This is a genomic window from Halioglobus sp. D3-4 (genome assembly GCF_055809315.1).
Window position 1 is genome coordinate 4,433,935 of record NZ_CM147907.1, and the last position, 24,721, is coordinate 4,458,655.

The window sequence follows — 24,721 nt, forward strand, 5'->3', positions numbered from 1 at the left end:
ATCAACCGAGGAGAAACACTATGCATTACGTTAGATTAGGCATCGCCATTTTGGCGCTCACCCTGTGCTCTACGGCACACAGTTCGGACCCGGTCAGAGTGTCATTGTTTTCATGGCCCGGCTATGGCTTCTGGTTTATCGCCAAGGAAAAAGGTCTCACCGAAGGGCTGGATCTGGAGATCAGTATCATCGAGGATCCCTACCAGAGCTTTGGACTGATGACAGCCGGAGAGCTTGAAGCGACATCGAGCACGGCAGAATACGGACCTATCGCCGCCGACAAGGATGTGGGCATTAAGCTGGTGACGTATACCAACCCGTCCTACGGCACTGACAAAATTATTCTCGCACCCGGTATCACCAGTGCAGAACAGCTTAAAGGTGAAACCGTCGCTGTGCTTGAGGGTGGCTTGACGCAGATTTTTATGGCGGAGTGGTTGACTGACAACGGTGTCGGCATCGACGAGGTTACGTTTACTAACCTGATTATGGACGACGCTGTTGGTGCCATGGTCGGCGGTACCGCGGCAGCGGCAGAATTCTGGGAACCGTTTGGCTCTCAGGTACTGGAAGCCATGCCCGGTGCAACAGTTGCCGCCGATTCTACCGAGGAAAAATACATTACCACCGCGATGCTGGGTGATGCGATGTATATGAGCACCGCGTTTCTGGAGGAGCGACCGGAAGATGCTGCGAAACTGGCACGCGCCTATTTCAACGCAGTGGACTTCTGGAAGGCCAATACCGCTGAAGCCAACCAGATTATTGCCGATGGCCTGAAGTTTTCTGTGGCCGATGTGGAACAGGTGCTGGGCAGTACCGGTGAAATTCACAAGGGTGGTATCTTTATCTTTGATCGCGAACAGGCAGCGATTTTCATGGGGCTGATTCCGGGTGAACTGCCGCTGAATATTGCAGCCGACGGCATGAAAGCGCACTGGGATGTCACTACCGACTGGTGGTTGCAATTCGGTTTCATCGACAAGGAGATGCCGATGTCAGCTGGCGTCGATACTGCACCGCTGGCGGCGGCGCTGAACAAATGAGGGAATCCAGAGACAATGGATTAACGGTTTCGGGCGTTAGCAAGACGTTTACGCTGCGCTCGGGCCAGATCCTCAAGGCACTGGACAATATCGATTTCGAGCTGGAAAAGAACTCAGTGGGTGTACTGCTGGGTCCTTCCGGCTGCGGAAAGTCTACGCTGCTGCGGATCATCGCCGGCCTCGAATCCCAGGAGGAGGGCGATATCTCTGTGGCAGGTACCTCTATTCACGGTCCCGGTGTGGACCGTGGCATGGTTTTCCAGAACTACAGCTCCTTTCCATGGCTGACGGTGGAGGAGAACGTGGCGTTTGGCCTGAAGGCTCGCCACGAGTCGCTCACCCTGCGCGAGGGCGTGGTCGATCACTTTATCCGCGCCGTGAAGCTGGACGGTTTTGAAAAAGCCTATCCGCACCAGTTGTCCGGCGGTATGCAACAGCGCGTGGCGATTGCGCGGAGTCTGGTGAGCAGTCCGTCGATACTGTTGATGGATGAACCTTTCGGCGCACTGGACCCGGAAACGCGCTGGCAGATGCAAAGCCTGCTGCTGGAAATCGTCAAAAAAGAGCGTACCACCGTGTTGATGGTGTCACACGATATTGAGGAGGCACTCTATCTGGGCGACGTGGTGTTCTTTATGGGCACACGCCCCGGACGTATTCTGGAAACCATTCGGCCGGGCCTCGAAAGAAGCGCCACTGACCGGGATGCGATTCTGGATGTCAGTGAGTACCGCCAGCTCGAACGCGAGATACGGCAGATGATGCGCTCACAATCACTGGTCAGTGCGTAGCAGCCGCAGAAACTCGCCGACAAAAAATTCCAGGTTGTTATCGAGGTCGGTGATGCCGGAATCGAACAACCAGCTCTGGGTAATACCCATCAGATAACCATACATCGACAGTGCCACGGTATCGATGGCGCTGGCTGCCTGCACGTTCTCGCGCTTGCGATACCGGCTCACCCACGATGCAAACGTCGATATCAGGGACGCTGTCAACGCTCGCTCGCGCTCCAGGGACTGTGATACAGCCTCGGTGAATTCGGTTTTATTCAGGAATATTTCAAACGACTGTCGGTAGTAGCTGTCATCCAGCAGCAGGCGCAACCACTGCCGAGAGAATGCATCCGCTGCTTTTTCTGGATCGGTGCTGTCGTGGTGCATCGCCACCAGTTGCTCCAGCGGTGCCTGGGAATAGGCCAGAATCTCTTCAAACAGTTCTTCCTTGTTGGCAAAGTGCCAGTAGATAGGTCCGCGAGAGCAGCCGGCTTCCTCCGCGATAAGGCGCAGGGTAGTACCGCTATAGCCGCGTTGGCCAAACAGTTTCAGTGCGGCATCGATCAGGCTCTGCCGCGTTTTGGCGGCGTCCTCTTTGGTTCGTCTCATGTATCGTTGCTGTTCAGTAAGGCGAGAACGTTAAGTTTAATGATGCGGCTGTTAAAGGTAAACGTCGCATGTAGTTTGGTGGTGCGCATTTCAGATCCTACCGCTTTCACGGAGCGCGAGTGAGTGGGCGTTGCCGGTGACGCCAAACAGCGTTTACACCTATAGACAGGGGCAGATCCTACCCTGCAGTCGCCAGACGCCTGGTCGGTGGCCATTCACTCACACTGCTCGCTAGTCGCCCAGATTCAGAAATGGTTAGATCATTCATGCTCAATACTAATAGCTCTGCCCCGAAACTGACTGGACAGTGCTAAGAACCCTGAACCGGGCACTATCTGTGATTGCGGTTCAGCCAAACAACCGCAGGTAACGTTGCATTTCCCAGTCGGACACTGTGTTGTGGTAGCTGTCCCACTCGGCGCGTTTGAAATCGACGAAGGCCTTGTGCATCTCGGTGCCTAACACCTTTTGTGCCAAGGTATCCTCTGCGATTGCATCAGTGGCCTCGGACAGGTTCTTCGGCAGGCATTCGATACCGGCGTCCGCTATCTCCTTGTCGCTGTAGTGGTACATATTCTCACGGTGCGGCAGGCCGGGGTCGATTCCCTGCTCGATACCCTCGAGTCCGGCGGCGAGCATGAGGGCCGTGCCAAGGTAGGGGTTGCAGGCGATATCGGGCGCACGGCATTCAACGCGCGCACCCGCGCTGGGTATGCGCAACATATTGGTTCTGTTGTTGTTGCCGTAACAGCAAAACACTGGCGCCCAGGTTGAGCCGGACATACTGCCCTGGCGAACCAGACGCTTATAGCTGTTAACGGTGGGTGCCACGACAGCGCTGATGGCTTTGGCGTGGCGCAGTACGCCACCGATAAACTGGTAGGCCAGCTCCGAGACGCCGCAGTCGTAGCGGTCGTTGTCGGGCTTCGCTGCAAAAAGATTTTCACCGGTTTCCTTGCTGGCAAGCGACATATTGTAATGCGCTCCGCTGCCGGTACGGTCGGCGAAAGGTTTGGGCATGAAGCTTGCGAATGCACCGTGTTTGCGCGCAATTTCGTTGGCCAGCAGGCGGAAGTAGATCAGGCGATCGGCCATGGTGAGCGCGTCGCTGAAATTGAAGTCGATCTCAAACTGGCCGTTGGCGTCCTCGTGGTCGAAAGAGTAAACGCCCCAGCCCATGTCTGTCAGGGCCTGCACCAGCTCATCGATGATGGCGATATTGTCCATCATGCTCGGCACGTCGTAGCAGGGCTTGCCCAGTGTGTCCCGGTCGCTGACCGGTACGATGCTGCCCTCGGCATTTTTTCGCAGTACAAAAAATTCGGTCTCGATACCGAGGTTCATTGTGAACCCCATCGAGGCGGCTTTTTCCAGTTGTCGCTTCAGAATATTGCGTGAGCAGGCTTCAAAGGGTTGTCCGTCGAGATACAGGTCGCTGGCGAACCACGCCAGTTCCGGGTTCCACTGGCACTGCTGCATCGACGCCATGTCTGGCATCGCGGCGACCTCATTGTCGGCGATATCCTGCGGGACGCCATCAAGCGCTGCGCCGGTGAACAGCTCAGAGCCGCCGAACATCTGCTTGAAGTGTTTGACCGGTACAAACTTGCCTTTGCTGGCGCCGTGAACATCGACGTAACTGGCGATACCGTATTTGATGCCCTGTTCCAGACACTGTTGCTGTAGCTTATCAATTTCCATGTCGTTACCTTTGTGTGGGAATGGTTCTTGCTCATCAGTGACTATCCAAGAAACATGCCAAGATGCATGTTTAATTTATATCTGAAATCGGCTGAGGTTAAAGTGTTGAAAAGTAACGATAAATGGCAGGAGCACGAGTTTGATCTCGGAGAGTTTCAGCTCGGCAGTGGCGAGTTGCTGTCGCGTGGGAAACTCCACTATCACCAACTCGGTGCACTGAACGCACCAAAAGATAACCTGATACTGATGCCCACCTATTACGGCGGCATGGGTATCAGCAATCGCGCCTGGGTAGACGATACTGCCAGCCCTTTTCATGCGCAGGGCTACTGTGTGGTGATTCCCTGCCTGTTTGGCGCAGGGGAGTCGAGTTCACCGAGCAATACCGTCGGCGCACAGGCCGGACCGCATTTTCCCGCAATGAGTCTTGCGGACAATGTGCGGGCGCAGCGCGCACTGTTGCAGGCGCAGTTTCAGGACGCCGGGCCCCGTCTGGTGATGGGCTGGTCGATGGGCGGAATGCAGGCTCTGCAGTGGGCGCGACTCTACCCCGAGCACGTAGGCAGTGTGCTGGCCGTCTGTGCGACGGCAAAATGCTACCCGCATAACCGCGTCTTTTTAGAGGGCGTGGCGAGTACCCTGAGTGCGGATGCGGATTTCAACGGTGGTCACTATCAGCAACCACCGACGCGCGGTTTAACCGCGTTTGCTACCGTCTATGCGGGCTGGGCGTACAGTCAGGCATTTTTCCGTAACGAGTTGTATCGGGCGTTGGGGTTTGAGTCGGTTGAGCAGTTGCTGGACTTCTGGGTGCAGGATCACCTGCAGCAGGATGCCAATAACCTGCTCCTCCAGTTACGCACCTGGCAAAGCGGCGATGTGACTGGCGCCCCCGGGCGAGCAACCGTCCAGCCGTTATCTTGCCCGGGGATTCTTATGCCGTGCAGCAGTGATCTATACTTCACAGCGAGCGATGCCTGCCGCGATGCCGGCGATCTCGGTATCGACTGCCAGGTGCTTGAGTCTGATTTCGGCCATATTGCTGGTGGGCCGGGACGTTTGCCTACAGAGACCGGGATGATCTATCGGGCTGCGCAAAGTCTGTTGCGCCGAACAGCGCAGTGACATGTGCCTGTTGTGGTTAAGGCGCACCACCGCATCGAAGCGCCTGACCGGTGACGGCATGTTACAAGGCAAGGGAGAGATAGTATGACTCAGGTTCGACGTTTCTGGCCGATCCTCACCGGGACACATCGCTATGAAAAAACGCTGTCCACGCGTGGCAGGGGGCACGGCATAATTGTCCACGCACCGATACTCGCCTACCTGATAGAGACGGCCAACGGTCGCATCCTCTACGACGTGGGCTGTGATTACAGCAAGATCAGTGAGCCGGCGTTGAAGCAGAAATACTATGAGAACAACGCCTCCTTCCCTTTCGGCCCGCCTGAAATGAGCGAGGAGCAGCGATTGCCCAACCGGCTCGCGCGTCTGGGTCTGCGGTCGGAAGACGTCGACGTGGTATTCATAGGGCACCTGCATTTTGATCACGGTGGCGGTCTTTGCAATATGCGCCACGCCGAGATACATGTGCATGAGCAGGAGCTGGCTGCTGCGAGAGAGCCAGCCGACGACGCCTATTTTCAGGACGACTTCGATGGCGCGTATAACTGGTCTATTAAAGACGGGGAGTATGACCTTGTTGCCGGCGTTTCCGCTATCGAGTCACCGGGACACACTGCCGGCCATATGTCACTTCTGATAGAGCTGCCGAAAGGCCCGCCAATAGTGCTCGCTGGTGACGCCGCCGACCTGCAGGAGAATATCGATGAAGAAATTGCGCCCGGTCTCCTTTGGCGCGACAGGGAGGATCTGGCAATCGCCAGCATCTGTAAACTGAAGGGGATCGCCGCCAGCACTGGCGGGCAGTTGTGGCCCAATCATGACTTTGCGTTCTACCGACAGTGTCACCCTTTCCCCATGCACTACGAATAGCTGTGACTTACGGGCGGCATTGTTGAGTGGGCATCTATACCGGCATTGCCGGGTTCGCACCCACAGACAGATTTCTGGTGTAAGCTTGCGCAATGATTGCACTACTGCCTATTGCTATTGTTCTTGTTGTCTTTGCGGCCTACGTCTTATATACGCGTTGGCGCGATCGAAGGCTGCGCAGCAAACCCTTTCCGGACGCCTGGCGCGCGATACTTGAGTCGCGCATGCCGGTGTACGGGGCGCTGCAAGCCGATGAGCAGGACAGGCTTTGTCAGCTGATAAAGCGCTTCATCGCCGATAAGGCGTTTTATGGTTGTAACGGTCTGGCGATCACGGATGAAATGCGCGTGATTATCGCCGCTCAGGCATGTCTGTTGCTGATAAACAGGGGCGGACACGTGTATCCCAGGCTTACCTCGATACTGGTCTACCCCTCGGCGTTTCGGGTTGCAAGAGAGCAGCATCAAGCCGATGGTACTGTGGCGTCTGGTGACCACCATCTGCTGGGCGAATCCTGGGATAATGGCAGGATTATCCTTTCATGGGACGATGTCGAGAAAGGCGTTACCGATTTTACCGATGGGCACAATGTCGTGCTGCACGAATTCGCTCACCAGCTGGATGCCGAATCCGGGTCTACCAATGGCGCGCCTGCGCTGCGCAACAATAGTTATAAATCGTGGGCGAGGGTGTTCAATGAAAATTTCGAGAGCCTGAGATTGAGGAGTCTGCACGGGCAAAGTACCGTCATGGATGAGTACGGCACGACAAATCCGGCTGAGTTTTTTGCCGTGGCGACAGAAACCTTTCTCGAAAAGCCGCACCAGTTATATCAGGTGCGCCCCGAACTGTATGAGGAGCTGAGCCGCTATTATCAAATGGATCCGAGGAAGTGGTCGCTATGAAGTGGTCGCGATAAAGTGGCCGCAGATTGCCTACCTGTTGAATCTCAGTGACTCTGTCAATAACAGGTGTTTTACGGTTGCATCTGGCATTCGCGCCCCTCTCGCGTGATACTTCTGGTATATTTGCAATCGGCGAATCAGCCACAGACTACTCATGAACGAACCTGCATTAAATCGTGCCACGCATTTAAGTATCGTATGGGCTGTGGTACTTGCCGTTCTCACTCTGGTGGAGTGGAACAGTCTCGACCGCGAGCCAATGGCGGAGCAGATATTTCTCCCCTTCATCGAGCGCACCATCACCGTGTCGACGAGGGTGGCCGACACAGAACCGCCGTCAGGTGGCACGCCTGAAAACTCTTCCGGAGAGGGCGCACAACGCATCCTGCAGACTAATGTGCAAATAGACTTTAATGGCCCGTTATTTCTAGTCTGTTTCTTTGGGCCGGTATTGATTTTTCAAGTGTTCGGTAGGCTGTGGTCGCGGCTGCGCACCGGGTAGCCGATCGGCTGCAATAACGCTGCCTGTCATCAGGGCGTACGCGAGGCGATAATGTCCAGCGCTTCCTGGAAGTCGGCGGGTTTTACCGTAAACACGCGTCTGTTTGTCGATTCTCCAAAGATATAGCCCGTTGGCTGATCCAGCACATCGCCGATGCCCGACTGGACAAACCCCGGTTGCGGCCACGTCCCTTTTAAACCGAATACCAGGGGTTTCGTTTCGGAAAACAAGCTGCCATGGAGCGCCGAACCGTACTCTCCACCGATTACCTTGGCATGGCGGAACATCGCCAGTTGATGCTCCAGCGGTAACTTCTCCGGTTGCAGCACACGAAAGCCCGCCTTTCTGGCCAGTGCCTCTATTTCTGACTCCCGCCGCATCTCTCTGTTGATTTTTCCCAGTCGGCGGGAGAGGTATATGCGGTCGTAGTGCAGGCTCCTGTCGAGTGACGGCGTCAACTGGGTGAGCAAAAATTGCTGGACATCGGCCAGCAGTGGAGAGAATACATGTAGGTGCCGGATTTTTGTCGGAATGAGCAGTTCTTCTGCACTGACCGAGTCTGTATAGCGCACAAGCTGATCTGCGCGGATGCCTATTTTTATAAGCAGCTGATCGGCCCAGACAGGTGTGTCCATAGGCAGGAGGTAGCTCAGTCGCGACAGGTTCCAGCCGGCACGCTGCAGCAGATACAACTTCGGCAGATGATCGATCAACCAGTGTCCCCAATTCCAGTAGCCGGGCCCGAAGAGAACACTGGGACCGGCCACGTGGATTACATGATCGGGAGTACGGTAAGCCGGCAGAACAGATGCAAAAATACCGGCTGGTGCACAGGCCAGTCGCTGCCCATCTTTCTGGATGCCGCATGAGTCCACGACCATTAAGTTCTTTGCGGTGTAGACGCCCAGCGATAGCGCTCTGCCCCTGACGGTGAACTGTTCCGCGATCTGTGCTGAATAGGCGCCACAGGCAAAGGCCAAAGGCCTGGGGACTCTGGGTGGTTCGGCAGTCACTTCGTGGTATTGCGCAATATCCGCTACCGAGGGTATTGGCGCATCCGGATCAACGGTTGAAGCCTCACGGCTGCGGTAGGGTGAGCTGTTGCAAGAGTCCGCTACTATCGGTACATCCAGCGCGTGACCGGGTTTCAGGCGGAAAAGCCAGAAGCGTCTCTCTACCATCACACTGAAGCGGACTGTCGTCGCTGGGCGCGGCAGATCCTGTGGTATTACAAGCTTGACCGCGACATCAACGGCTTGCCCAGGGAGTACCGCTGATGTCAGTGGCGATCGTGGGGTGGCGCGCTCAATTATCTCTCCTTGTTCGTCCACCAACTTATAGCTAATCGCGACATGCTGATCCTGTTCAGGGTCGAGAATCTCCTGTGACAAGTTGCGCAGGCTAATTTTGAAAGTGGTCCGGCCGGGTCTGGCGCCTTCGCGGGCATCGACCGCACGCAGCTCGATGCGGCGCCAGGCGTCGTCGGAGAAAACACGCTGCTGTTCTGCCGGTTCGCTCTGCGGGCTGGCGAATTGCGATTGACCTTCCGGCATATTGAAGTAGACACCACCCTGCGATTAGCTGGCATGATGCCAGAATAAACTCAACCTGAGTTTGCTTGCTTGCGCCGACGGGCATGCCGGCGCTGTGTAGTGCGAAGTATAGGGTAATTGCGCCAGCGGTTGAACCGGATTCTGTGCCGGTCATCCAGTTCATAGGGATAAAAAAAGCCCCGACTTGCGGGGCTTATAAGGGAGTACTTCCATCATGTGTATTGCTATATCAGGTGCTCTGGCGTTTTCTCGCCCGGAACCCCGCCAGGCCGAGCAGGACAAGCATCAGTGAAGCCGGTGCTGGTACAGAGGCCGGTGCCGGGCTTGGCCCAAGATCCGCAAAAATCTCACCGGCGGCCCGAAAGCCACCAGGTCCCCCGACATTGGTTACGGAATAGACAAGATTGTTAACGCCTTGATTGAAGTAGCTAGACTCGCTCGTGCTATACGATGTCAGCGTTTTGAAGTTCGTACTACTGGGTATGACCGTCGGCAACTCGGAGAGCACATTTCCGTTCAGGGCTACGCTTCCTATGTTGTCCGCACCCCACATACCTTCAAGCGAGATAGTACTCACGTCATATCCGGTTAAATCAAAAGAAAACGTGAAATCGATGGTGGCATCCTGGTTCGGGTCAATGCCCCATATCCAGTTGGAGGCCGTTGGCGTTGTGCCCTGATAATACGACACATTGTTGGTGTCATATGCCCATAAGGTATTGGCGGTTAAGGTTCCACCCGTTACGGATCCAGAGCTGCCCGTGCCATAGGAAGCGACAAGTGCTGCATTGGCCCCCATAGGTGCTGCTAAAGCCAGCGTGGCTGTAATCGCTAGTATTTTGGTGTTCATTTTGCCTTGCTCCCTTGACCTTTCAGATCATGTTTCTTGTTGCGTTGGGAGAACTATAGGTGAAGCTTTTTTCTGCCGCCATACCCGAGGCGCCAAATCCCTGTGTCAAAGCTTGAAGTTGCGACGCACTTCGCATGAGTGTCCGGAAACTTTACACAGGTGCTGGCGGGAAGCGCCGAGTTGCCTATCATAGCCGGGATGACTCGGGCTTTATCTGGCGAGGGGAAAGTGTGAACCAGTTCACGGCGCCCCCTGCTTGTGGGCGCAATTTTTCCGCTGAGAAGGTCATTGCGTGACCGTGAATTTTGGGTCAACTATCGCCGTGACAATTGACATCATATTTAACTAAAATTGCTATCTACTGATCGTCATTTCGCCCCTCCCAAAGAACGCTATCGGAGCAGTTACCATGAAAGTACTCATTCTCGGCATGGGCCATGTCGGCCAGGCTTTGGCAAAAAGGCTCCGCAGTCAGGGGCATCAGGTAGTGGGCACCACTACAACACCTGCCAAGGTGACGCAGCTTGAGGAGCTCGCCGACGCTGTTGCGGTTTTAAAGGGGTCAGAGACAGATAAAGTTATAGCCGCTGCCAAAGACTGCGATGCGATCATCGTTACGGTAGCACCTAATGTGAAGAATACGCGCACGGTAGAGGAGCGCCATGTTCATTATCATGATGTGCTGGTTAAAAGTTGTCACAGCGCGGCGAGTGCCTGCGACAAGGTGATTTTCTGTTCGTCGTTTTCAACCTACGGCGACGGTGGAGCAGGCAGCGAGCCCATTACGGAGGAGACTCCGACATCCAATCATGAGGAGCCCTCTTCAAAGTATTACCAGCAGGCTGAGCGGGAAGTGATTGCCAGAAGCGGGGGGTGCGTACTGCGCTTTCCCGATATGTATGGAGCGCCCGGTGACATGGATTTTCCGCAGCGGGTAAAAATGAGTCGAGAATACTTTGGTGGGAAAACCATTTTTGGGCCCGATGCGCCGCTGTACGCGATTCATTTTGAGGATGTCGTGGAGTCTATCTACCATGCCCTGACGCAGGGGCTCACCGGCCTGTACAATGTCTGTGATAACGATAATCTTCCTTACACCAACAGGGAGGTGTTCGATGCAATCTGCGATGAGTTGGGTATGGAAAGGCTGGATTTTATCAACCAGATCAAGGCGCCCAATCGCAAGATATCTGCGCAGAAATTTTACGATACCGGCTATAAGGTGCAACACGCTGACCCCAACGCCGCTGTAGTGGAGCGCGCGAAGGCCAAGGCATAGATCAACGCGCGGGCAGCGGGGGATAGAATGAGCAACATCGTTATCACTGGAAGTACCAAGGGTATTGGTTTTGGCCTGGCGAAAGAATTTTCCGGCCGCGGCCACAACGTCGCGATAGCGGGCAGGACCCGGGAGGCGATTGACGATGCCCTGCTGCGCATTGGGGATACCCCGGGCAACGTTACAGGCTATCCGTGTGATGTTTCAGACAAACCTGCGGTCCAGGCCCTGTGGGACCAAGCCGTGGCCAGTTTCGGCAGCGTTGAGATCTGGATAAATAATGCCGGCCTGGCACGCACCACGCACAACATCATTGAGTACAGTCGTGAAGATATCGAAGCTATGGTGACGACCAATGTGCTGGGCACCATCAATGGCTGTCAGATTGCGGGCGCAGGCATGCTGAAAGCCGGGCAGGGCAAAATATTCAATATGCTCGGCGGTGGTTCCGACGGGCAGTATTTTCCCGGCATGGGGATATATGGCACGACCAAACGTGGCCTTGATTATCTGACGGATGCAATGATCAAGGAATTCGAAGGCACCGGAGTTATCATCGGAAAAATCCGTCCGGGCATGGTAATTACTGAGGCGGTCATCCGCGAAGCCAGGCTTGACCTGGAGAGTTTCCAGAGCAGTCGCAAGGTGATGAATGTACTCTGCGACCATGTTGAGACGGTCTCCCCTTTTCTCGTCGACGGTATTCTCAAGACGGATAAGTCCGGCGCGAAGATTTCCTGGTTAACCGGGGGGAAAATAGGCATGCGCATGATGTTTTCCCGTTTTGGCAAACAGGAAGACAAATTTGAACGCTACGGTTTGTAGCGTGTAAGACACTAACTTTTTACTGAGCGAGATAACGCATGGGCACAGATACAAAATCTATTCACGACTTCCTGGCGGAGAACCCCAACGTTGATGTCAGCCGCTATTGGGAGCGCTGTTACGGGATTCTCACCGATGTCAAAAACAGAATTGCCGACAGGTTTCCGGGCATGGAACTACACCCGACATGCGCCGACAAGGAATACTACACCTCCCCCAACGGTGAATTTGAAGGGTCAATGCAGGCCTGGACCGGCCCCGGTTGTGACTGGTTGGTAAACTCCTGGTTGGGTAATCGCAAAGCCTCCATCCTCGATATGAACGCTACGGCATTTCTCGGGCAGGAGACCGATGTCCCCCACTGGGTCATGGTGTTTGGCACGATCCCCACGCTGTTCTTCTATTTTGATCTCACCCCGCGCCGTAACATCATGGTCGATACCGATTACCTCGACAGGTACTACGGGCCGATCAATGATGAGTACCTCGCGCTGCGCGGTCACCCGAATTTTCAGTGGAACGTCAGCCATGGCACTTATATGCGTACCCTGCAGAACCCTTCCACGCAGAGCCTGACGGCAGAACTGAATGACGAGAATATCGACATTCTGGAAAAGTATGCGTATGCCATGCTGGATCACTGGGTGGGGTGGCTCGATGCCGCAACGCCGGTACCTGAGGAACAGCGTGTTGCGCTGCAGGAGTATGACTACACCGTGCGCCGTCTCGGTTACGAGCGCGACCCGATGAACAAATTGGCTGAGACTGTGTTTGGTTCAGAAAAGGTCGAAGAGATGCTGCAAACCCGAATGGGTGCGCAGCAAATGACGGATACCAAAAAATACTAGGGCGTGTTAACAGAGACGCTGATTTGACCAGTGTTAATCGCAGGGGACATCAATGTCGGCTGGTTCGAGCGAGGGACCAGCAGCCTGCGCTACCTCAATGACACCCTGTGGCAGCGTGTGCTGCTTAACTGATTAAAGCTCAACGTCGCCCGATACCGTGACGCGGTACTTGCCATTGATCTCGCCCGGTGTCAGTTCCTCTGTCGGTTCGTCCTCCACGACCAGGTGATAACCATTCAGAGCATCCTCGGCACTGAAGCAGCAGGCACTGATGTAGGCGACATAGCTACCGGCGGCAAGGTCAACCCGTAAGAATGAATCGAGTTCCAGAGTGCTGCCGTCAGAGCCAGCTTCACCGTCATCGTTGGTATAGATCAGGTCGAGGCTCTCCATACTGCCGTCATCCGCGGCAAGATAAATTTGTGCATCCATGGCGGGCGTGTAGGCACCTGCCGACAATACGTCGATCGTCACCGTGGAATCGGACAGTACGGTGAAGGGAATCGCATTCACGGTGTAACCTATATCGCGAGTACCATCGTTGAGCCAGCTGATGGAGCCTTCCACTTCCACAGTGGTGAAAGGTGTATTATCGGCCGTGTTGGAGTTGTCGTCGTTGTTGCTGCTGCACCCGCTTAGCAGGCAAGCAGCCAGCAGCCATGTGCCGACGGAATACGGAGAGAGGAGTGGGTATACGTGTGATAGTACTCGCATTATATTTTCGCTGCTCTAGGGTGTCGTCTGGATCAGTTCGAGGAATGTCAGGTATAAACGCTCATAGCTGAGGGTTTTGCAATACTGCCGACCTGCTGCTGCACCGTTGCTGGGATCCAGATCGGCAAAAAATGACGGCGACTGGACGGTCACCTTCATCTGCTCCGCGTCTATTTCAAGCTTCACTGTAGACTCCGGGTCGGCAATAAATTCAGGTCCGGTGGGGAACAGGACATCCGGTGCATAATTCCAGACCCAAAGTGCCAGTTTTGCCAGATCGTCCTCGCTCAATAATTCAGCCTCTTCCAGCCACACGAGTGTGCGACTGTGGTTGTCGCGATTGGCGTCTGCACAGCTTCCCTGGGGAGATTGAGCCACCAGCCCCAACTCTTCACTCAGCGCGTCCTGCGTGATGAACTTGGACTGCAGCTCTCCGTCGTAGATGGGTGGGAATTCAAGTTGCTCCGGGTTCCCGGTCTGATTGATATATTGATTGATCAAAATTTCCGGCTTATCGCCCGGTGACAGCGAAGCCTTGGCATCGACGAACTCGTCGCGCCCGGCCGTGCGTTGCACCGCAATATTGTCTGCCGGTATCCCGTTCTCGCCAAAGCCAGATGCATTGAGGAAGTCATTAAAGGCTCCCTGTTCTACGGTCAGGTGATTAAGGCCCTGCCTGCCGGCTGTCTCCAGCGGCGTGTGCTGTGCGGCCTCTATCCTGCTGACGAGGTGTCGCAACGCCGCTGCGCTCAGTTCCAGCTGTTTCTCGGCAGAGGTGTCTGCATCGCCGTCAGCGTCCGTTTGTTCGTAGTAGCCGAACTGTGCGTGATTGCCGCCGCGGATTTTCGCGTAGACTGTATCGCTTGGCATTTGGCCAATGGCCGCCAATACCTCCGCTGGAGTCGCGATCAGGTCGTTGCTACCAAAGATTGTCACCGCTTTAATATCCAGGCTGCTGAGGTCATCCACGCTCTGGGGAAAACTGGCGAGCAGGCCCAGCCCTGCGATTCCGCCGGGATTGTCGAGGATGTACTTCGCCGCAACCACACCGCCCAGGCTGTGCCCGGCGAGTGCCCAGTGTTGTAGGCTGGCATTCCCCGGCGCGTCGATCACGCTGTCGACTTCTGTGGCGTCAGGGCCATTTAAAACAGCGGTGTAGATGCCTGCTTGCGCGAGTTGTTGTGCCAGAGGGGCATACGCCTGCGGTGCCACGCCACCACCGGGGAAGAAGATCATGCCGGTATCTTTTGTACTGTTGCCCAGAGGTGCAAAACCGATATAGGCGTCTTCCAGTATCACCTCGACCAATTCATTGCTTTCCATGGCCGCACAGGCTTCGGGCTCGAGATCCTCACAGCCGGGAACAGGTGGGCCGGTGTCGCAAATACCGCCATTGACCGGGAAGTAGTCACCGGCGAGCACAGAATTACAAATTGCCAGTAGCGAGCTGCAGAATGCGGGGTCGGTCGCATTGTTCAGGTTGACCTTTTCATCTGCGGTGCCGATATCCTCGACGCAATCTGCCACGTGATTCGGTACAGAACAGACTCCGCCCAGTGAAAACTGGAACTCGTAGGGAACGGTAAACAGGTCACCGCAGTTTTCCCGGGCCGTGTTTTCAGTCCAGTTTTCACCGGTGTACTGGATACAATCTGACGTGCGGGCAAACGGGTTGACGAAGCTGCAGGAGCCGACGCCGTCAGTATCCGGGTACGCCGCTAATGTGGGCGCTGCATTCAGCGTCCCGGCGCCCAGAAACAAAGCCATGGCAACGTAAGATAAGGCGGGTCGTTGCCGTCTGGTAATGCGTGTATGTTCTTCGTTCATGGTGCCAGCTGGGCTGCTCCCTGATTACTTCAAATGGCGTTAAGGTGTTCCTCTGGGAAGACCGGGCCGAAAACGTCCAGATTTTCACAATCTGCCAAGTATGAGACAGTCTGTCGGTGATCCGTGAGCTGGACTGGACTCTGCTTCAGCCTGTCAGACCCGCGCGGTCAAAGTATTGATTATTGTCAAGTTCGGTGACCGAATTACAGAGAGATACTATTGGGCTGCGAACCCTTCGGGCGGTACTTAATGGTATAACCTGCGGGGCGTTTTTACACCCTGAGCGTGGCAGTGTTACGCGCTTGGAATCACCCGGCTTGTGGCAAAATCATCCGATGAACACTTTACAACTACCCGATAACCTCATTAGCCAACTCGAGACGCTGTTGGGCTCGGAGCACGTTCTTACCGATGCTGCGGTAGTGGAGATTTACTCTCAGGATATCTGGAAGGCTGGCGAACCTGTCGCTGCGGTGGTGCGGCCCGCTGATACCGGGCAGTTGGCTGCTCTGGCCAAACTGGCAGAGGAGCTGGATATCTGTCTGGTCGCCCGTGGCGGGGGAATGTCTTATACGCGCGGTTATACACAGACACGAGCCGGCGTGGTGATGGTCTGTACACGGCGAATGAACGCAGTGCTGGAGATCAACGCTGCCGATATGACGGTCACCGTGCAGGCAGGTTGTACATGGCGCGCACTGCACGATGCGCTCAGTAAGCAGAACCTGCGAACACCCTATTGGGGGCCTCTCTCCGGCCGCTACGCTACAGTCGGTGGCAGCGTTTCGCAGAACAGTATTTTCTGGGGTGGCTCCAGATATGGCTGTTCAGCCGATTCTGTCGTCAGCATGGAGGTTATATTGGCCAATGGTGAGGTTTTGCGCACCGGCTCGGCCGCGCAGCGCAATGCCGGGCCTTTCTTTCGTCATTTTGGCCCCGACCTGACGGGGCTGTTCTGCAGTGACTGCGGTGCGCTGGGGTTGAAGGCAACAGTCACGCTAAAGTTGATGCCCGCGACCTGTGAGCAGGGCTATCTCTCTTTCGATTTTGGCAGCTACCCGGGTCTGCTTGACACTATGGCCGAGATCACCCGTCGAGGACTGGCCAGCGAGTGCTTCGGATTCGATCCGTTGTTGACCGAGATGCGCGCGCAGCGCGATTCGCTGATGGCTGATGCCAGAAGTCTCGGTAATGTAGTGGCCAAGGCCGGTTCCCTGAAGCAGGCCGCCAGTGATACGCTCAATATCCTCAAGGGGGGGCGCCGTTTCATGAAAGATCTGGCGTGGCCATTACACGTGATTGTCGAGGAAAAGAACACGTCTGCGGTGGCTGAGAGCGTTGAGCAAATACGCTCGCTGGCTGTGGCCAACGGCGGCTCTGAAGTCTCCAATGCCATCCCCAGGATAATGCGCGCCAATCCCTTCGGTCCCGTCAATAATATGATCGGACCGGGTGGTGAGCGCTGGGCCCCGGTGCACGGTTTGTTGCCGCTGTCCCGTGCAGAGCAGGCCACCACTGCGGTGCTCGATATCTTTGCGAAGCACGAGCGGATCATAGAGCAGTTCAACATCCGCACCGGTTTTCTGTATAACGCAGTGGCCGGTTCCTGCATCGCGGTGGAGCCACTGTTTTTCTGGCCCGACAGTGTTGATGCGTTGCACCGCGCCAGTGTGGAGGCTGATTTCTATCGCCGCGTACCCAAGTTGGCATTGAACCCTGACGCCCGCGAAGCGGTGGCCGTTATCCGGCAGGAACTCGCCGATTTATTCAGCGAGCTCGGCGCGGCACATTTGCAGATTGGGCGCAGCTACCATTTCTGCGGGGCGCTGGAGGCGGCGCCGGGGTTGTTGTTGCAGGCGATTAAAACCGCACTGGACCCCGACAACCGGATCAACCCCGGCGTTCTGGGCCTGAGCTGAACTGACAGCTTTTTCTACGGCACCAACACCAGCTTGCCCAGGTGGTCACACCGGCCCAGTTCGTCCAGTACTTGCGGAGCGTTGCCCAAGGGGTGGGTGCCGGCGATTATCGGTTTGATCTGCTCGGCATACGTCATGCCCCAATCGATGATCTGCGTGAGTAAACCGGGAATGCGGTAGGGCCGGAATATGGTATAGCCGCGAAAGCTCAAGTCTTTCATCATCATTAGCGCGATAGGTAACACGGGTTCGCGGCCGGTGATCATTTCATAGCTGATGATATTCGCGCCGACAGCGGCGCTTTCAATCAGCCCCGGGTAGAAGGCTTGCCCCACGGGGTCCAGCGCAACGTCGAAACCTTTTTTGCCGGTAGCCCCGGCGACTTCCCTGATCAATGAATCACTGTCGCTGGCGACAATGGCGCGATCACTTAAGGTCGCCAGCTGTTCGGCCTTGGCGGCACTGCGGCTGGTCGCGATGGTGGTGGCGCCCCAGGCTCTGGCAAGTTTTAATGCAATCACACCCATGCTCGAGCTGGCTGCTGTAATCAGTACGGTTTTCCCTTCTGCTGAGTCCGGTGTTATACCCGCCAGTTCAAGCGCGCCAGCCATGGTGAGTACACCCATCCACAAACCCGCGGCTTCTGTATCGGTATAGGTTTCTGGAACCGGCGCAAGCGCGGCCTGATCAAAAATACCCACATCGCGATAGGTGCCCATGGCACACATATCAACTCGCCCGGGTAACAGCGCGACCCGAGACCCAACCGTGAGCGGAGTTGTGCCATGGGGCAGGGGGCCATCCGCGGAGGTCGGGCCGATCGCGAGTATTTCGCCAACGGCTTCCTGGCCGATGCCACTGGGAAAGGCGCGTGCGGGTGCGTATTTTCCCTGCACATAGTTGAATTCAGAGCGATTCATGCCCACCGCGAGAATCTTCAGCAATACCTCGCCGGGGCCGGGGTCGGCCAGTTCGTGCGGACGCCATGCCAGCGCTTCGACAGGTTGGTTGTAGGCATCGAACTGCCAGCGGTGACTCGTCGTCATGTGTATTCTCCGATCAAGCTATGGTTGCAATAGGGGTGGCTTCCGACTTAATGTCATATCAATATAACATTTTATCGTTTACTGCGGTTGTATCCTGATACCCTGCGCTTGTGCAGTTGAAACGCTTGCTGGAGTGCTTATGTCGGTTTTGCCTGATCTCATTCGAGGTTGTTGCTTATCACCACACACCGCCGATGTCGGTGGTGGTGGCAGTGGCAGGCGCACGACAGGCGCAACCGATCTGGATTTTTCTGACCCCTACGACAACCTGTATGCGTTTGGAAAATTGTGGGCGTCTTATCAGGAGACACCGTGCTTTCCGGCTTTTGATGGCGTGCTGTTTGCGATGATTGGTGATCAACGCCTGAAGCCGCTTTTTCGCTACTGCGGGTTTGGCGGGTTTCAGGCGAAGATTATGCCCACTGGCAACGTACGTTTGCGCGGCAAGGAAGTAGGCTATTTTTCTGACCTTGCGACAGGGGATATTCTGCAAACCTGGGATAATCCCTGGACAGGTGAGACGGTGGAGGTTTTCAATTTCCTCAATGACCGTATTCGCGGTGAAGTGACGCCGATGATGCCGAAGTTTGCGATGGGGGAGGAGGGCGATTCGCCAACGCTGATGAATGAAGGTACTGCGATTGTCGATGAAAATGGCGACTACCCCTTTATTCTACCGTGGCGCCGTATCCACGATAACGTCCTGTTGGAGTGGGATTACACGCATCAGTACCGCAACCCGGTTGATCCCGCAAAATGGCCGAAAGCATCTACCGGCGAGATTATTAACCCCTCGGAACATTTCACCTTCTTTGGCAGCTACAGGCAGTTAGCGGATCGCGCTACTCTGTCGGCCGATTACCGCTGTGGCTTTTCACGCACCGGGCCGTGGTGGCCCTGGATGCGCATGGGTAACAGCGGTGTCAAAGGGCATATTTTCGGCCGTATGCACTCGATAAAGACGAACAGTGGTTTGGATGATATATCGCCGAAAGTTCTGGCCTATACTGAAAAGTATCATCCGGAATTTCTGGAGGCGTGCACCGACTGGGATGACGGATCCCCCATGGGTACCTGGGAGGCCTATGCGCGAGACGTCCCACCGGAGGTATAGTACGCTTCGCTTGTATTTGCCTCCCTGCGATATCAAAAGCCGGGCCGTCCCGGGCTGTGGCCATTTTTTTGCACTTCCGGGCGCAAGGGTTATGCTGGCTAAGAATGATTTTGCTATTCCATAGTGGAGAAAGCGTATGAATTGGGAGGCTTTAGGTGCGATAGCGGAAACGGTAGCCGGTATCGCGGTATTGATCACCTTGATCTATCTGGCTATACAGGTAAGGCAGAATACGGCGATGTCACGTGAGACGATTCTCAGAAACCAGACCGATCGGAATATGGACAATTCAAAGTTCATTGCGGGCACATCCGGCCTGATGGATATCTATATCCGTGCAATGGACGATCCGGATCAGGTCACGCGGGAGGAAAGGTGGCGGTTTGGTTCCTACATGTACGGTATGTTCCTGGATTTCCAGGAAGCCTACCATTTCAATAAATCGCGACGCCAGAAAGATTACTGGTGGCCGATGATCAGGAAAAATATCGGCTTCTACCTGAGTCGTCCTGGCGGTAAGGCCTGGTGGGCATCCCAGGGCAGCAATATGCTGGACAGCGAGTTTGTGGCGTTTGTCAATCGGGAGGTTGTTAAAGGGTGACAGCGTTTGCTGTTGCCGAATTGCATGGATAAACCCCGGCCTGATCTGGGTTAGTACAAGACGCCACACGATACCGGGAAGTCATCTAGCAGTAACAAGCGGCTTCTATACTGGTCATTTTCAAGCGGGGTCAGTCACCATGAGCAAGCTCTACCCACAATCGCTTTGCCGTCGTAAGTTTCTCGCCGGCGCCAGTAAATCTGCAGTCGCCATCTCGCTGGCTCCCATTCTACAGGCCTGTAGCGACGGCAGCGATAATCGCCTCGCGCAAACGGGCGCCTCCTCGTATGGCCCGTTGTCACCCGTTTCGGACAGTGCGACGGGGCTACCGCTGCTGCGGCTGCCGGAGGGTTTCACCTACCGTTCCTTCGGCTGGACAGGCGATACCATGAGCGACGGCACACTTACGCCCGACCGGCACGACGGCATGGCTGTGGTCAGTGGGCAGGGCGGTTCATCAGGAGAGTGCGTACTGATACGCAACCATGAGCGCAGCGTCGTAACACCCGGTACGCCCCTACCCGTGATTGGCGATGGCATTGCCCCGATTTACGACGATTTGGTGTTTCCGGGGGTGCTGGCCGGGCTCGGTGGTGGTACCACTGCACTGAGAATGCGCGGCGGGCAACTCATTGATGATCGCGCCACGCTGGGGGGCACTATCGCGAACTGTGCCGGCGGAGCCACGCCCTGGGGGAGTTGGTTAAGCTGTGAGGAAACTATCACGCTAGGCAGTATTCTGGGCGCCAGGGATCACGGCTTTGTGTTTGAGGTGCCCGATCCGGCACTAGGGCCGGCCTCTGCCGTGCCCATTGTGGATATGGGGTTGATGGCTCATGAAGCCGTTGCGGTTGATCCGCGGGATTCCCGCGTTTACCTGACGGAAGATAACAGGCCGCTGTCCGGCTTCTATCGCTATACACCGAACGATGCTAGTCAACAATTGGGGTCACTGGAGCGCGGAGGCAGGCTGCAGATGCTGGCCGTGTCCAGTCAGCCCGGTATCGATCTCGGGCTGGCCATGCAGGGTGATTCTTTCCCCGTTCACTGGGTGGATGTGCCCGACCCGGTGGCATCGCCGGAGGCGTTGATAGCGCCCCTTCCCGGCTTTCCAGCTATCCAGGGCGAGGGGCGCTCTGGTCCTTTCCTGCAGGGGCAGGCAAACGGCGGCGCCAGTTTTCGTCGCGGTGAGGGCTGTTGGTATCAGGATGGCGTGGTCTATTGCGTCGATACGTCCGGCGGAGAAGCGGGCAAGGGAACCGTATGGGCGTATATCCCCGGTGAAGAAACTATCACCGCCCTTTTTGTCTCCCCGGATGAGGCGACGGCCGACAATCCCGACAACATTACAGTGTCGCCCCGCGGCGGTTTGCTCGTGTGCGAGGACGGTGGTGGCCGCAGTGAGGATGATAGGCTGGTCGGTGGTACGCGCTTGCTCGGTATTGCACAGGATGGCGGGTCATTCGTCTTTGCCGAGAACAATATCGTGCTGGAGTCGAACTTGTCAGGGCATCCGGCCATTCTTTCAGGTGACTACCGTGGAAGTGAGTGGGCCGGCGCCTGTTTTGATCCGGCCGGGGAGTACCTGTATGTCAATATTCAGACTCCGGGAGTCACTCTGGCCATCACAGGTCCCTGGGCGAGAGGGCCGTTCTAGGCCGCATAGCATTCTGCGGGCACGTGTGGACGCTACTCGCAATTGTATAGACCGCATGCGATGTAATCCGTGTTAAAAACGTAGAGCCGAAAACAGTTTTCTCTGGATAACTGCGGGTTCCATCGCCTGAATGTAATATAGTACGCCGCTGATGTCGCTCTTCGATCCCCACAAGCCGTTCTCACCAAAGCGCCTGCCCTTCTTCTACGGGTGGTGGGTGCTGTTGTTCAGCACTCTGGGAATGCTGGTGAGCATTCCGGGGCAAACGATTGGTGTGAGCGCCTTTACTGAATCGCTGATCACCGCCACCGGATTGACGCGCAGCCAACTCGCGCAAGCCTATTTTTGGGGAACTCTGGCCAGCGGCTTGCTGATGCCCTATGGCGGCAAGCTCTACGACCGCTACGGTGCGCGGCGTCTGATGGTTTACTCCTGCTTTGGCCTCGGGCTCACGCTCATTGGGCTCAGCTATATTCACCTACCTGTGACGGCCGCGATGGCGCAGTGGGAGCAGACCTGGCTGGCCATCGTGGTGATGGGCGCAGGATTCTTTGTATTGCGCTTCACCGGGCAGGGCATGGTAACCGTCACCAGCCGCAACATGTTGGCCAAGTGGTTCGAAAAGCGCCGCGGTCTGGTCGGGGGTATATCGGGGGTCGCCATCGCTCTGGGTTTCGGGATGGCGCCCACGGTATTGAGTGCGGGTGTGGACCAGTGGGGCTGGCGCGAGCTGTGGTGGGGTATGGGGGTGGTTATCGCCACCGTTATGGCCGGTGTCGGATACCTGTTTTTCCGCGATAACCCGGAAGAATGTGGCCTGCTGATGGATGGAGCCCAGCCCTCGGACGATGAAAGCGAGGCGACCACAATAGCCGAGCGCTGCTATGACTGGGCCTATGCCAGGCGCAGCGCCGCGTTTTGGTCAGTGACCCTGGTGTTGAGCGTACACGGCATGGTGGTGACCGGAATTACGTTTCATATTGTCGATCTGGGTGCGTCGCAGGGACTGAGCAAGGCAGCGTCGTTGGCGATCTTCATTCCACAGACGATAATCTCGACAGTCCTTGGTCTCACTGTGGGATACCTTGCAGACAGGGTGAATATGAAGTGGCTGGTTATCACCATGGCAGTCGGTCAGTTTATCGCCTATGCGGCCTTCGCTCACCTGGACTCAACCCTCGGTTACTGGATGGCTGTTATTGGTATGGGATTGAGCGGTGGCTGCTTCGGCCCAATTGCCAATGTCGCAATGCCCTATTATTTTGGTCGCAAGCATATCGGCGACTTGTCCGGTAAGGTGATGAGCGCCATGGTCATCGGCAGCGCCTTCGGCCCTTATGTGCTGGCCAAGTCCAGAGAATGGCTGGGCTCATATGACGCCAGTCTGTATCTCTCACTGGTGTTCCCGGTGCTGGTTATGGTGATAGCGTTGCGCGCAAAGCGTCCGGCCATTAACACGTAAATGATATCGATGGCGCCGGGGCACCTCTGGCGCTACTTCCGCGATTTACGCTGCACATACCAGCTTACGATGCGATCCAGCAGGCCGGGTTTGCCACCCCCAATACCCTCATCTGCCGCGCCGGCGAGATCCAGTTCGGCGCCACCGGCGCGGTATTGTTCGGAGTACATCTCCAGCACTTTCTTTTTGACCATGCCCCGCAGGGGCACGTGTGCGAGCATGCCATAGGTGGCGGCGCCGCCTTGTTTGGCCAGTTCAGGATCCGCCTTCACCGCAGCCACGGATTCGCGCAGGTCTGCCAGGTAATCCTCTACCACGGCCAGATGCTGTGCCGTCACCATTGCATGCAGGCCGGGGGGGTACTGGTTGCGGTTGACCTGCCAGCCACGCGCGTCCATCTGGTCGCCCACCGCGTAAATGTTGAGGCTCGCATCGCTGGAGCGAAAGGAGAACAGCGGTCCCTGTGGCCTGCCCATCACCTCAAGTTCAGGGATGCCCTCGATGCCAGCTTTCAATTGATTCACGGCCTGCAGGGTGTCAGCGGCCAGCTTGCGGTAACCGTCCTTGCCAAAATACTGCAGCGCCCCCCAGGCCGCGGCGTACCCGCCACCGGGGCGTGTCCCCAGCAACGCTGAGGATGCAAACACACCGCCGGGCCAATTCTGGTAGACGAACATCTGGTAGCGCAGGTAATCCAGATTGCGGTAGGTGATGGTAGAGGCGCCTTTGGCAGCGTAGCCATACTTATGAATGTCTGCGGAGATGGACGTTACGCCAGGCACCCGGTAGTCCCAGGCTGGCAAGGTTTCGCCATTCATTTCCATAAATGGCAGGATAAATCCTCCTACGCAAGCATCCACGTGTAGCGGGATATTTTTCGATTGGGCGATCTCGCCCATCGCCCCGATGGGATCGATTGTGCCGTGAGGATATTCCGGGGCACTGCCCAGTATCATCACGGTATTCCGATTGATCAGGCTGCGCAGTTTGTCGAGATCGGGCGTGAAATCCGGCTTCAGCGGCACCAGGCGAATTTTCACGTTGAAATATTCGGAAGCCTTGAACCATGCCACGTGAGCGGTTTCGGAGATGATCATTTCCGGTTTCTTCACGCGGCGCTGATCGCGCGCCATGTCGCGGTAGGTTTTTACCGCCATTAGACAGCTCTCGGTGCCGCCGGAGGTGACCACACCACACACATCCTCGGTGCCGTGCAGGATATCCGCCGTGGCGCTGATCACTTCCGATTCAATTTTTTTCAGGCTCTTGAAGGCCCCCGGGTTCAAACCATTCTCGGAGGCGAACAGGTGATAGGCATCTTTGAGAAAACTCGAATGGTCCTCGTTGAGGTAGTACACAAGGCTCCATACCTTGCCCTCCTTGTAGCGCGGATCGCGCTCCTTGAACGCCTCCAGTTGCTGCAGGATATCGGCACTGGCAGCGCCGTGGTCTGGCATTGGTTTGTGCATTGTATGTTCTCCCAAACGTTGGT

General features: G+C 56.1%; 22 protein-coding genes. 14 read left to right on the forward strand and 8 right to left on the reverse strand.

The window, feature by feature from the left end; translation table 11 throughout:
* The first annotated feature begins 20 nt into the window (after positions 1-20).
* Positions 21-1,046: an ABC transporter substrate-binding protein gene (locus AC0L6S_RS19580; protein ID WP_473425802.1), complete on the forward strand. Its 1,026-nt coding sequence runs from the start codon at positions 21-23 to the stop codon at positions 1,044-1,046.
* Positions 1,043-1,837 carry an ABC transporter ATP-binding protein gene (locus tag AC0L6S_RS19585; RefSeq protein WP_473425803.1) on the forward strand — a complete coding sequence of 265 codons (795 nt, stop codon included), beginning with the start codon at positions 1,043-1,045 and terminating at the stop codon, positions 1,835-1,837. Before AC0L6S_RS19580 ends, AC0L6S_RS19585 begins: the two co-directional genes overlap by 4 nt.
* Here the strand turns inward: AC0L6S_RS19585 and AC0L6S_RS19590 are convergent.
* The gene (locus AC0L6S_RS19590) at positions 1,820-2,431 is read right to left on the reverse strand and encodes a TetR family transcriptional regulator (RefSeq protein ID WP_473425804.1); all 612 of its coding nucleotides are present in this window, start codon (positions 2,429-2,431) and stop codon (positions 1,820-1,822) included. The genes AC0L6S_RS19585 and AC0L6S_RS19590 overlap by 18 nt on opposite strands.
* 348 nt (positions 2,432-2,779) lie before the next feature.
* Positions 2,780-4,132, reverse strand: coding sequence for a type III glutamate--ammonia ligase (gene glnT, locus AC0L6S_RS19595; RefSeq protein WP_473425805.1), 1,353 nt, complete (start codon positions 4,130-4,132; stop codon positions 2,780-2,782).
* A 102-nt stretch (positions 4,133-4,234) separates the two neighbouring features.
* Between glnT and AC0L6S_RS19600 the strand changes: the two genes are divergently transcribed.
* The 4 genes from AC0L6S_RS19600 (at position 4,235) to AC0L6S_RS19615 (ending at position 7,534) form a co-directional block, all read left to right on the forward strand.
* Complete coding sequence (locus AC0L6S_RS19600; protein WP_473425806.1) at positions 4,235-5,257, forward strand: alpha/beta fold hydrolase; 1,023 nt, start codon at positions 4,235-4,237, stop codon at positions 5,255-5,257.
* Between the two features lie 84 nt (positions 5,258-5,341).
* A complete protein-coding gene (locus AC0L6S_RS19605; protein ID WP_473425807.1) occupies positions 5,342-6,127 on the forward strand; it encodes an N-acyl homoserine lactonase family protein in 786 nt (261 codons plus the stop codon).
* A gap of 92 nt (positions 6,128-6,219) precedes the next feature.
* Entirely contained in the window at positions 6,220-7,032 is an 813-nt protein-coding gene (locus AC0L6S_RS19610) for a M90 family metallopeptidase (protein ID WP_473425808.1), read from the forward strand.
* A 154-nt stretch (positions 7,033-7,186) separates the two neighbouring features.
* Positions 7,187-7,534, forward strand: coding sequence for a hypothetical protein (locus AC0L6S_RS19615; protein ID WP_473425809.1), 348 nt, complete (start codon positions 7,187-7,189; stop codon positions 7,532-7,534).
* A 29-nt stretch (positions 7,535-7,563) separates the two neighbouring features.
* On the opposite strand, the gene AC0L6S_RS19620 is transcribed toward AC0L6S_RS19615, so the two are convergent.
* Both AC0L6S_RS19620 and AC0L6S_RS19625 read right to left on the reverse strand, forming a co-directional pair.
* Positions 7,564-9,087 (reverse strand): glycosyltransferase family 61 protein, encoded by a 1,524-nt coding sequence (locus AC0L6S_RS19620; RefSeq protein WP_473425810.1) that lies wholly within the window; start codon positions 9,085-9,087, stop codon positions 7,564-7,566.
* A gap of 229 nt (positions 9,088-9,316) precedes the next feature.
* Positions 9,317-9,937 (reverse strand): PEP-CTERM sorting domain-containing protein, encoded by a 621-nt coding sequence (locus AC0L6S_RS19625; protein WP_473425811.1) that lies wholly within the window; start codon positions 9,935-9,937, stop codon positions 9,317-9,319.
* A gap of 409 nt (positions 9,938-10,346) precedes the next feature.
* On the opposite strand from AC0L6S_RS19625, the gene AC0L6S_RS19630 reads away from it, so the two are divergent.
* The 3 genes from AC0L6S_RS19630 to AC0L6S_RS19640 are packed head-to-tail and all read left to right on the forward strand — an operon-like array spanning position 10,347 to position 12,889.
* The gene (locus AC0L6S_RS19630) at positions 10,347-11,216 is read left to right on the forward strand and encodes an NAD-dependent epimerase/dehydratase family protein (RefSeq protein WP_473425812.1); all 870 of its coding nucleotides are present in this window, start codon (positions 10,347-10,349) and stop codon (positions 11,214-11,216) included.
* Between the two features lie 27 nt (positions 11,217-11,243).
* Positions 11,244-12,041: an SDR family oxidoreductase gene (locus AC0L6S_RS19635; protein ID WP_473425813.1), complete on the forward strand. Its 798-nt coding sequence runs from the start codon at positions 11,244-11,246 to the stop codon at positions 12,039-12,041.
* A 38-nt stretch (positions 12,042-12,079) separates the two neighbouring features.
* Positions 12,080-12,889, forward strand: a complete 810-nt coding sequence (locus AC0L6S_RS19640) for a hypothetical protein (RefSeq protein ID WP_473425814.1) — start codon at positions 12,080-12,082, stop codon at positions 12,887-12,889.
* A 132-nt stretch (positions 12,890-13,021) separates the two neighbouring features.
* Here the strand turns inward: AC0L6S_RS19640 and AC0L6S_RS19645 are convergent, their stop codons facing one another.
* Both AC0L6S_RS19645 and AC0L6S_RS19650 read right to left on the reverse strand, forming a co-directional pair.
* Positions 13,022-13,603 carry a DVUA0089 family protein gene (locus tag AC0L6S_RS19645; RefSeq protein ID WP_473425815.1) on the reverse strand — a complete coding sequence of 194 codons (582 nt, stop codon included), beginning with the start codon at positions 13,601-13,603 and terminating at the stop codon, positions 13,022-13,024.
* A gap of 15 nt (positions 13,604-13,618) precedes the next feature.
* Positions 13,619-15,430 carry an alpha/beta hydrolase gene (locus AC0L6S_RS19650; RefSeq protein WP_473425816.1) on the reverse strand — a complete coding sequence of 604 codons (1,812 nt, stop codon included), beginning with the start codon at positions 15,428-15,430 and terminating at the stop codon, positions 13,619-13,621.
* Between the two features lie 335 nt (positions 15,431-15,765).
* Between AC0L6S_RS19650 and AC0L6S_RS19655 the strand changes: the two genes are divergently transcribed.
* A complete protein-coding gene (locus AC0L6S_RS19655; RefSeq protein WP_473425817.1) occupies positions 15,766-17,349 on the forward strand; it encodes an FAD-binding oxidoreductase in 1,584 nt (527 codons plus the stop codon).
* Positions 17,350-17,363: 14 nt separating this feature from the next.
* Here AC0L6S_RS19655 and AC0L6S_RS19660 read toward each other — a convergent pair whose 3' ends face one another.
* Positions 17,364-18,395: a quinone oxidoreductase family protein gene (locus tag AC0L6S_RS19660; protein WP_473425818.1), complete on the reverse strand. Its 1,032-nt coding sequence runs from the start codon at positions 18,393-18,395 to the stop codon at positions 17,364-17,366.
* 139 nt (positions 18,396-18,534) lie between these two features.
* Here AC0L6S_RS19660 and AC0L6S_RS19665 point away from each other — a divergent pair, with 139 nt between their 5' ends.
* From AC0L6S_RS19665 to AC0L6S_RS19680, 4 genes are all read left to right on the forward strand, one after another.
* Entirely contained in the window at positions 18,535-19,509 is a 975-nt protein-coding gene (locus tag AC0L6S_RS19665) for a DUF1838 family protein (RefSeq protein ID WP_473425819.1), read from the forward strand.
* A gap of 136 nt (positions 19,510-19,645) precedes the next feature.
* Positions 19,646-20,110: a hypothetical protein gene (locus AC0L6S_RS19670; protein WP_473425820.1), complete on the forward strand. Its 465-nt coding sequence runs from the start codon at positions 19,646-19,648 to the stop codon at positions 20,108-20,110.
* A 139-nt stretch (positions 20,111-20,249) separates the two neighbouring features.
* The gene (locus AC0L6S_RS19675) at positions 20,250-21,767 is read left to right on the forward strand and encodes a PhoX family protein (protein ID WP_473425821.1); all 1,518 of its coding nucleotides are present in this window, start codon (positions 20,250-20,252) and stop codon (positions 21,765-21,767) included.
* Positions 21,768-21,918: 151 nt separating this feature from the next.
* Positions 21,919-23,229 (forward strand): MFS transporter, encoded by a 1,311-nt coding sequence (locus tag AC0L6S_RS19680; RefSeq protein WP_473425822.1) that lies wholly within the window; start codon positions 21,919-21,921, stop codon positions 23,227-23,229.
* A 32-nt stretch (positions 23,230-23,261) separates the two neighbouring features.
* Here AC0L6S_RS19680 and AC0L6S_RS19685 read toward each other — a convergent pair whose 3' ends face one another.
* On the reverse strand, positions 23,262-24,698 hold the full coding sequence (locus AC0L6S_RS19685) for a pyridoxal phosphate-dependent decarboxylase family protein (RefSeq protein ID WP_473425823.1): 1,437 nt from the start codon (positions 24,696-24,698) through the stop codon (positions 23,262-23,264).
* Positions 24,699-24,721 lie beyond the last annotated feature (23 nt).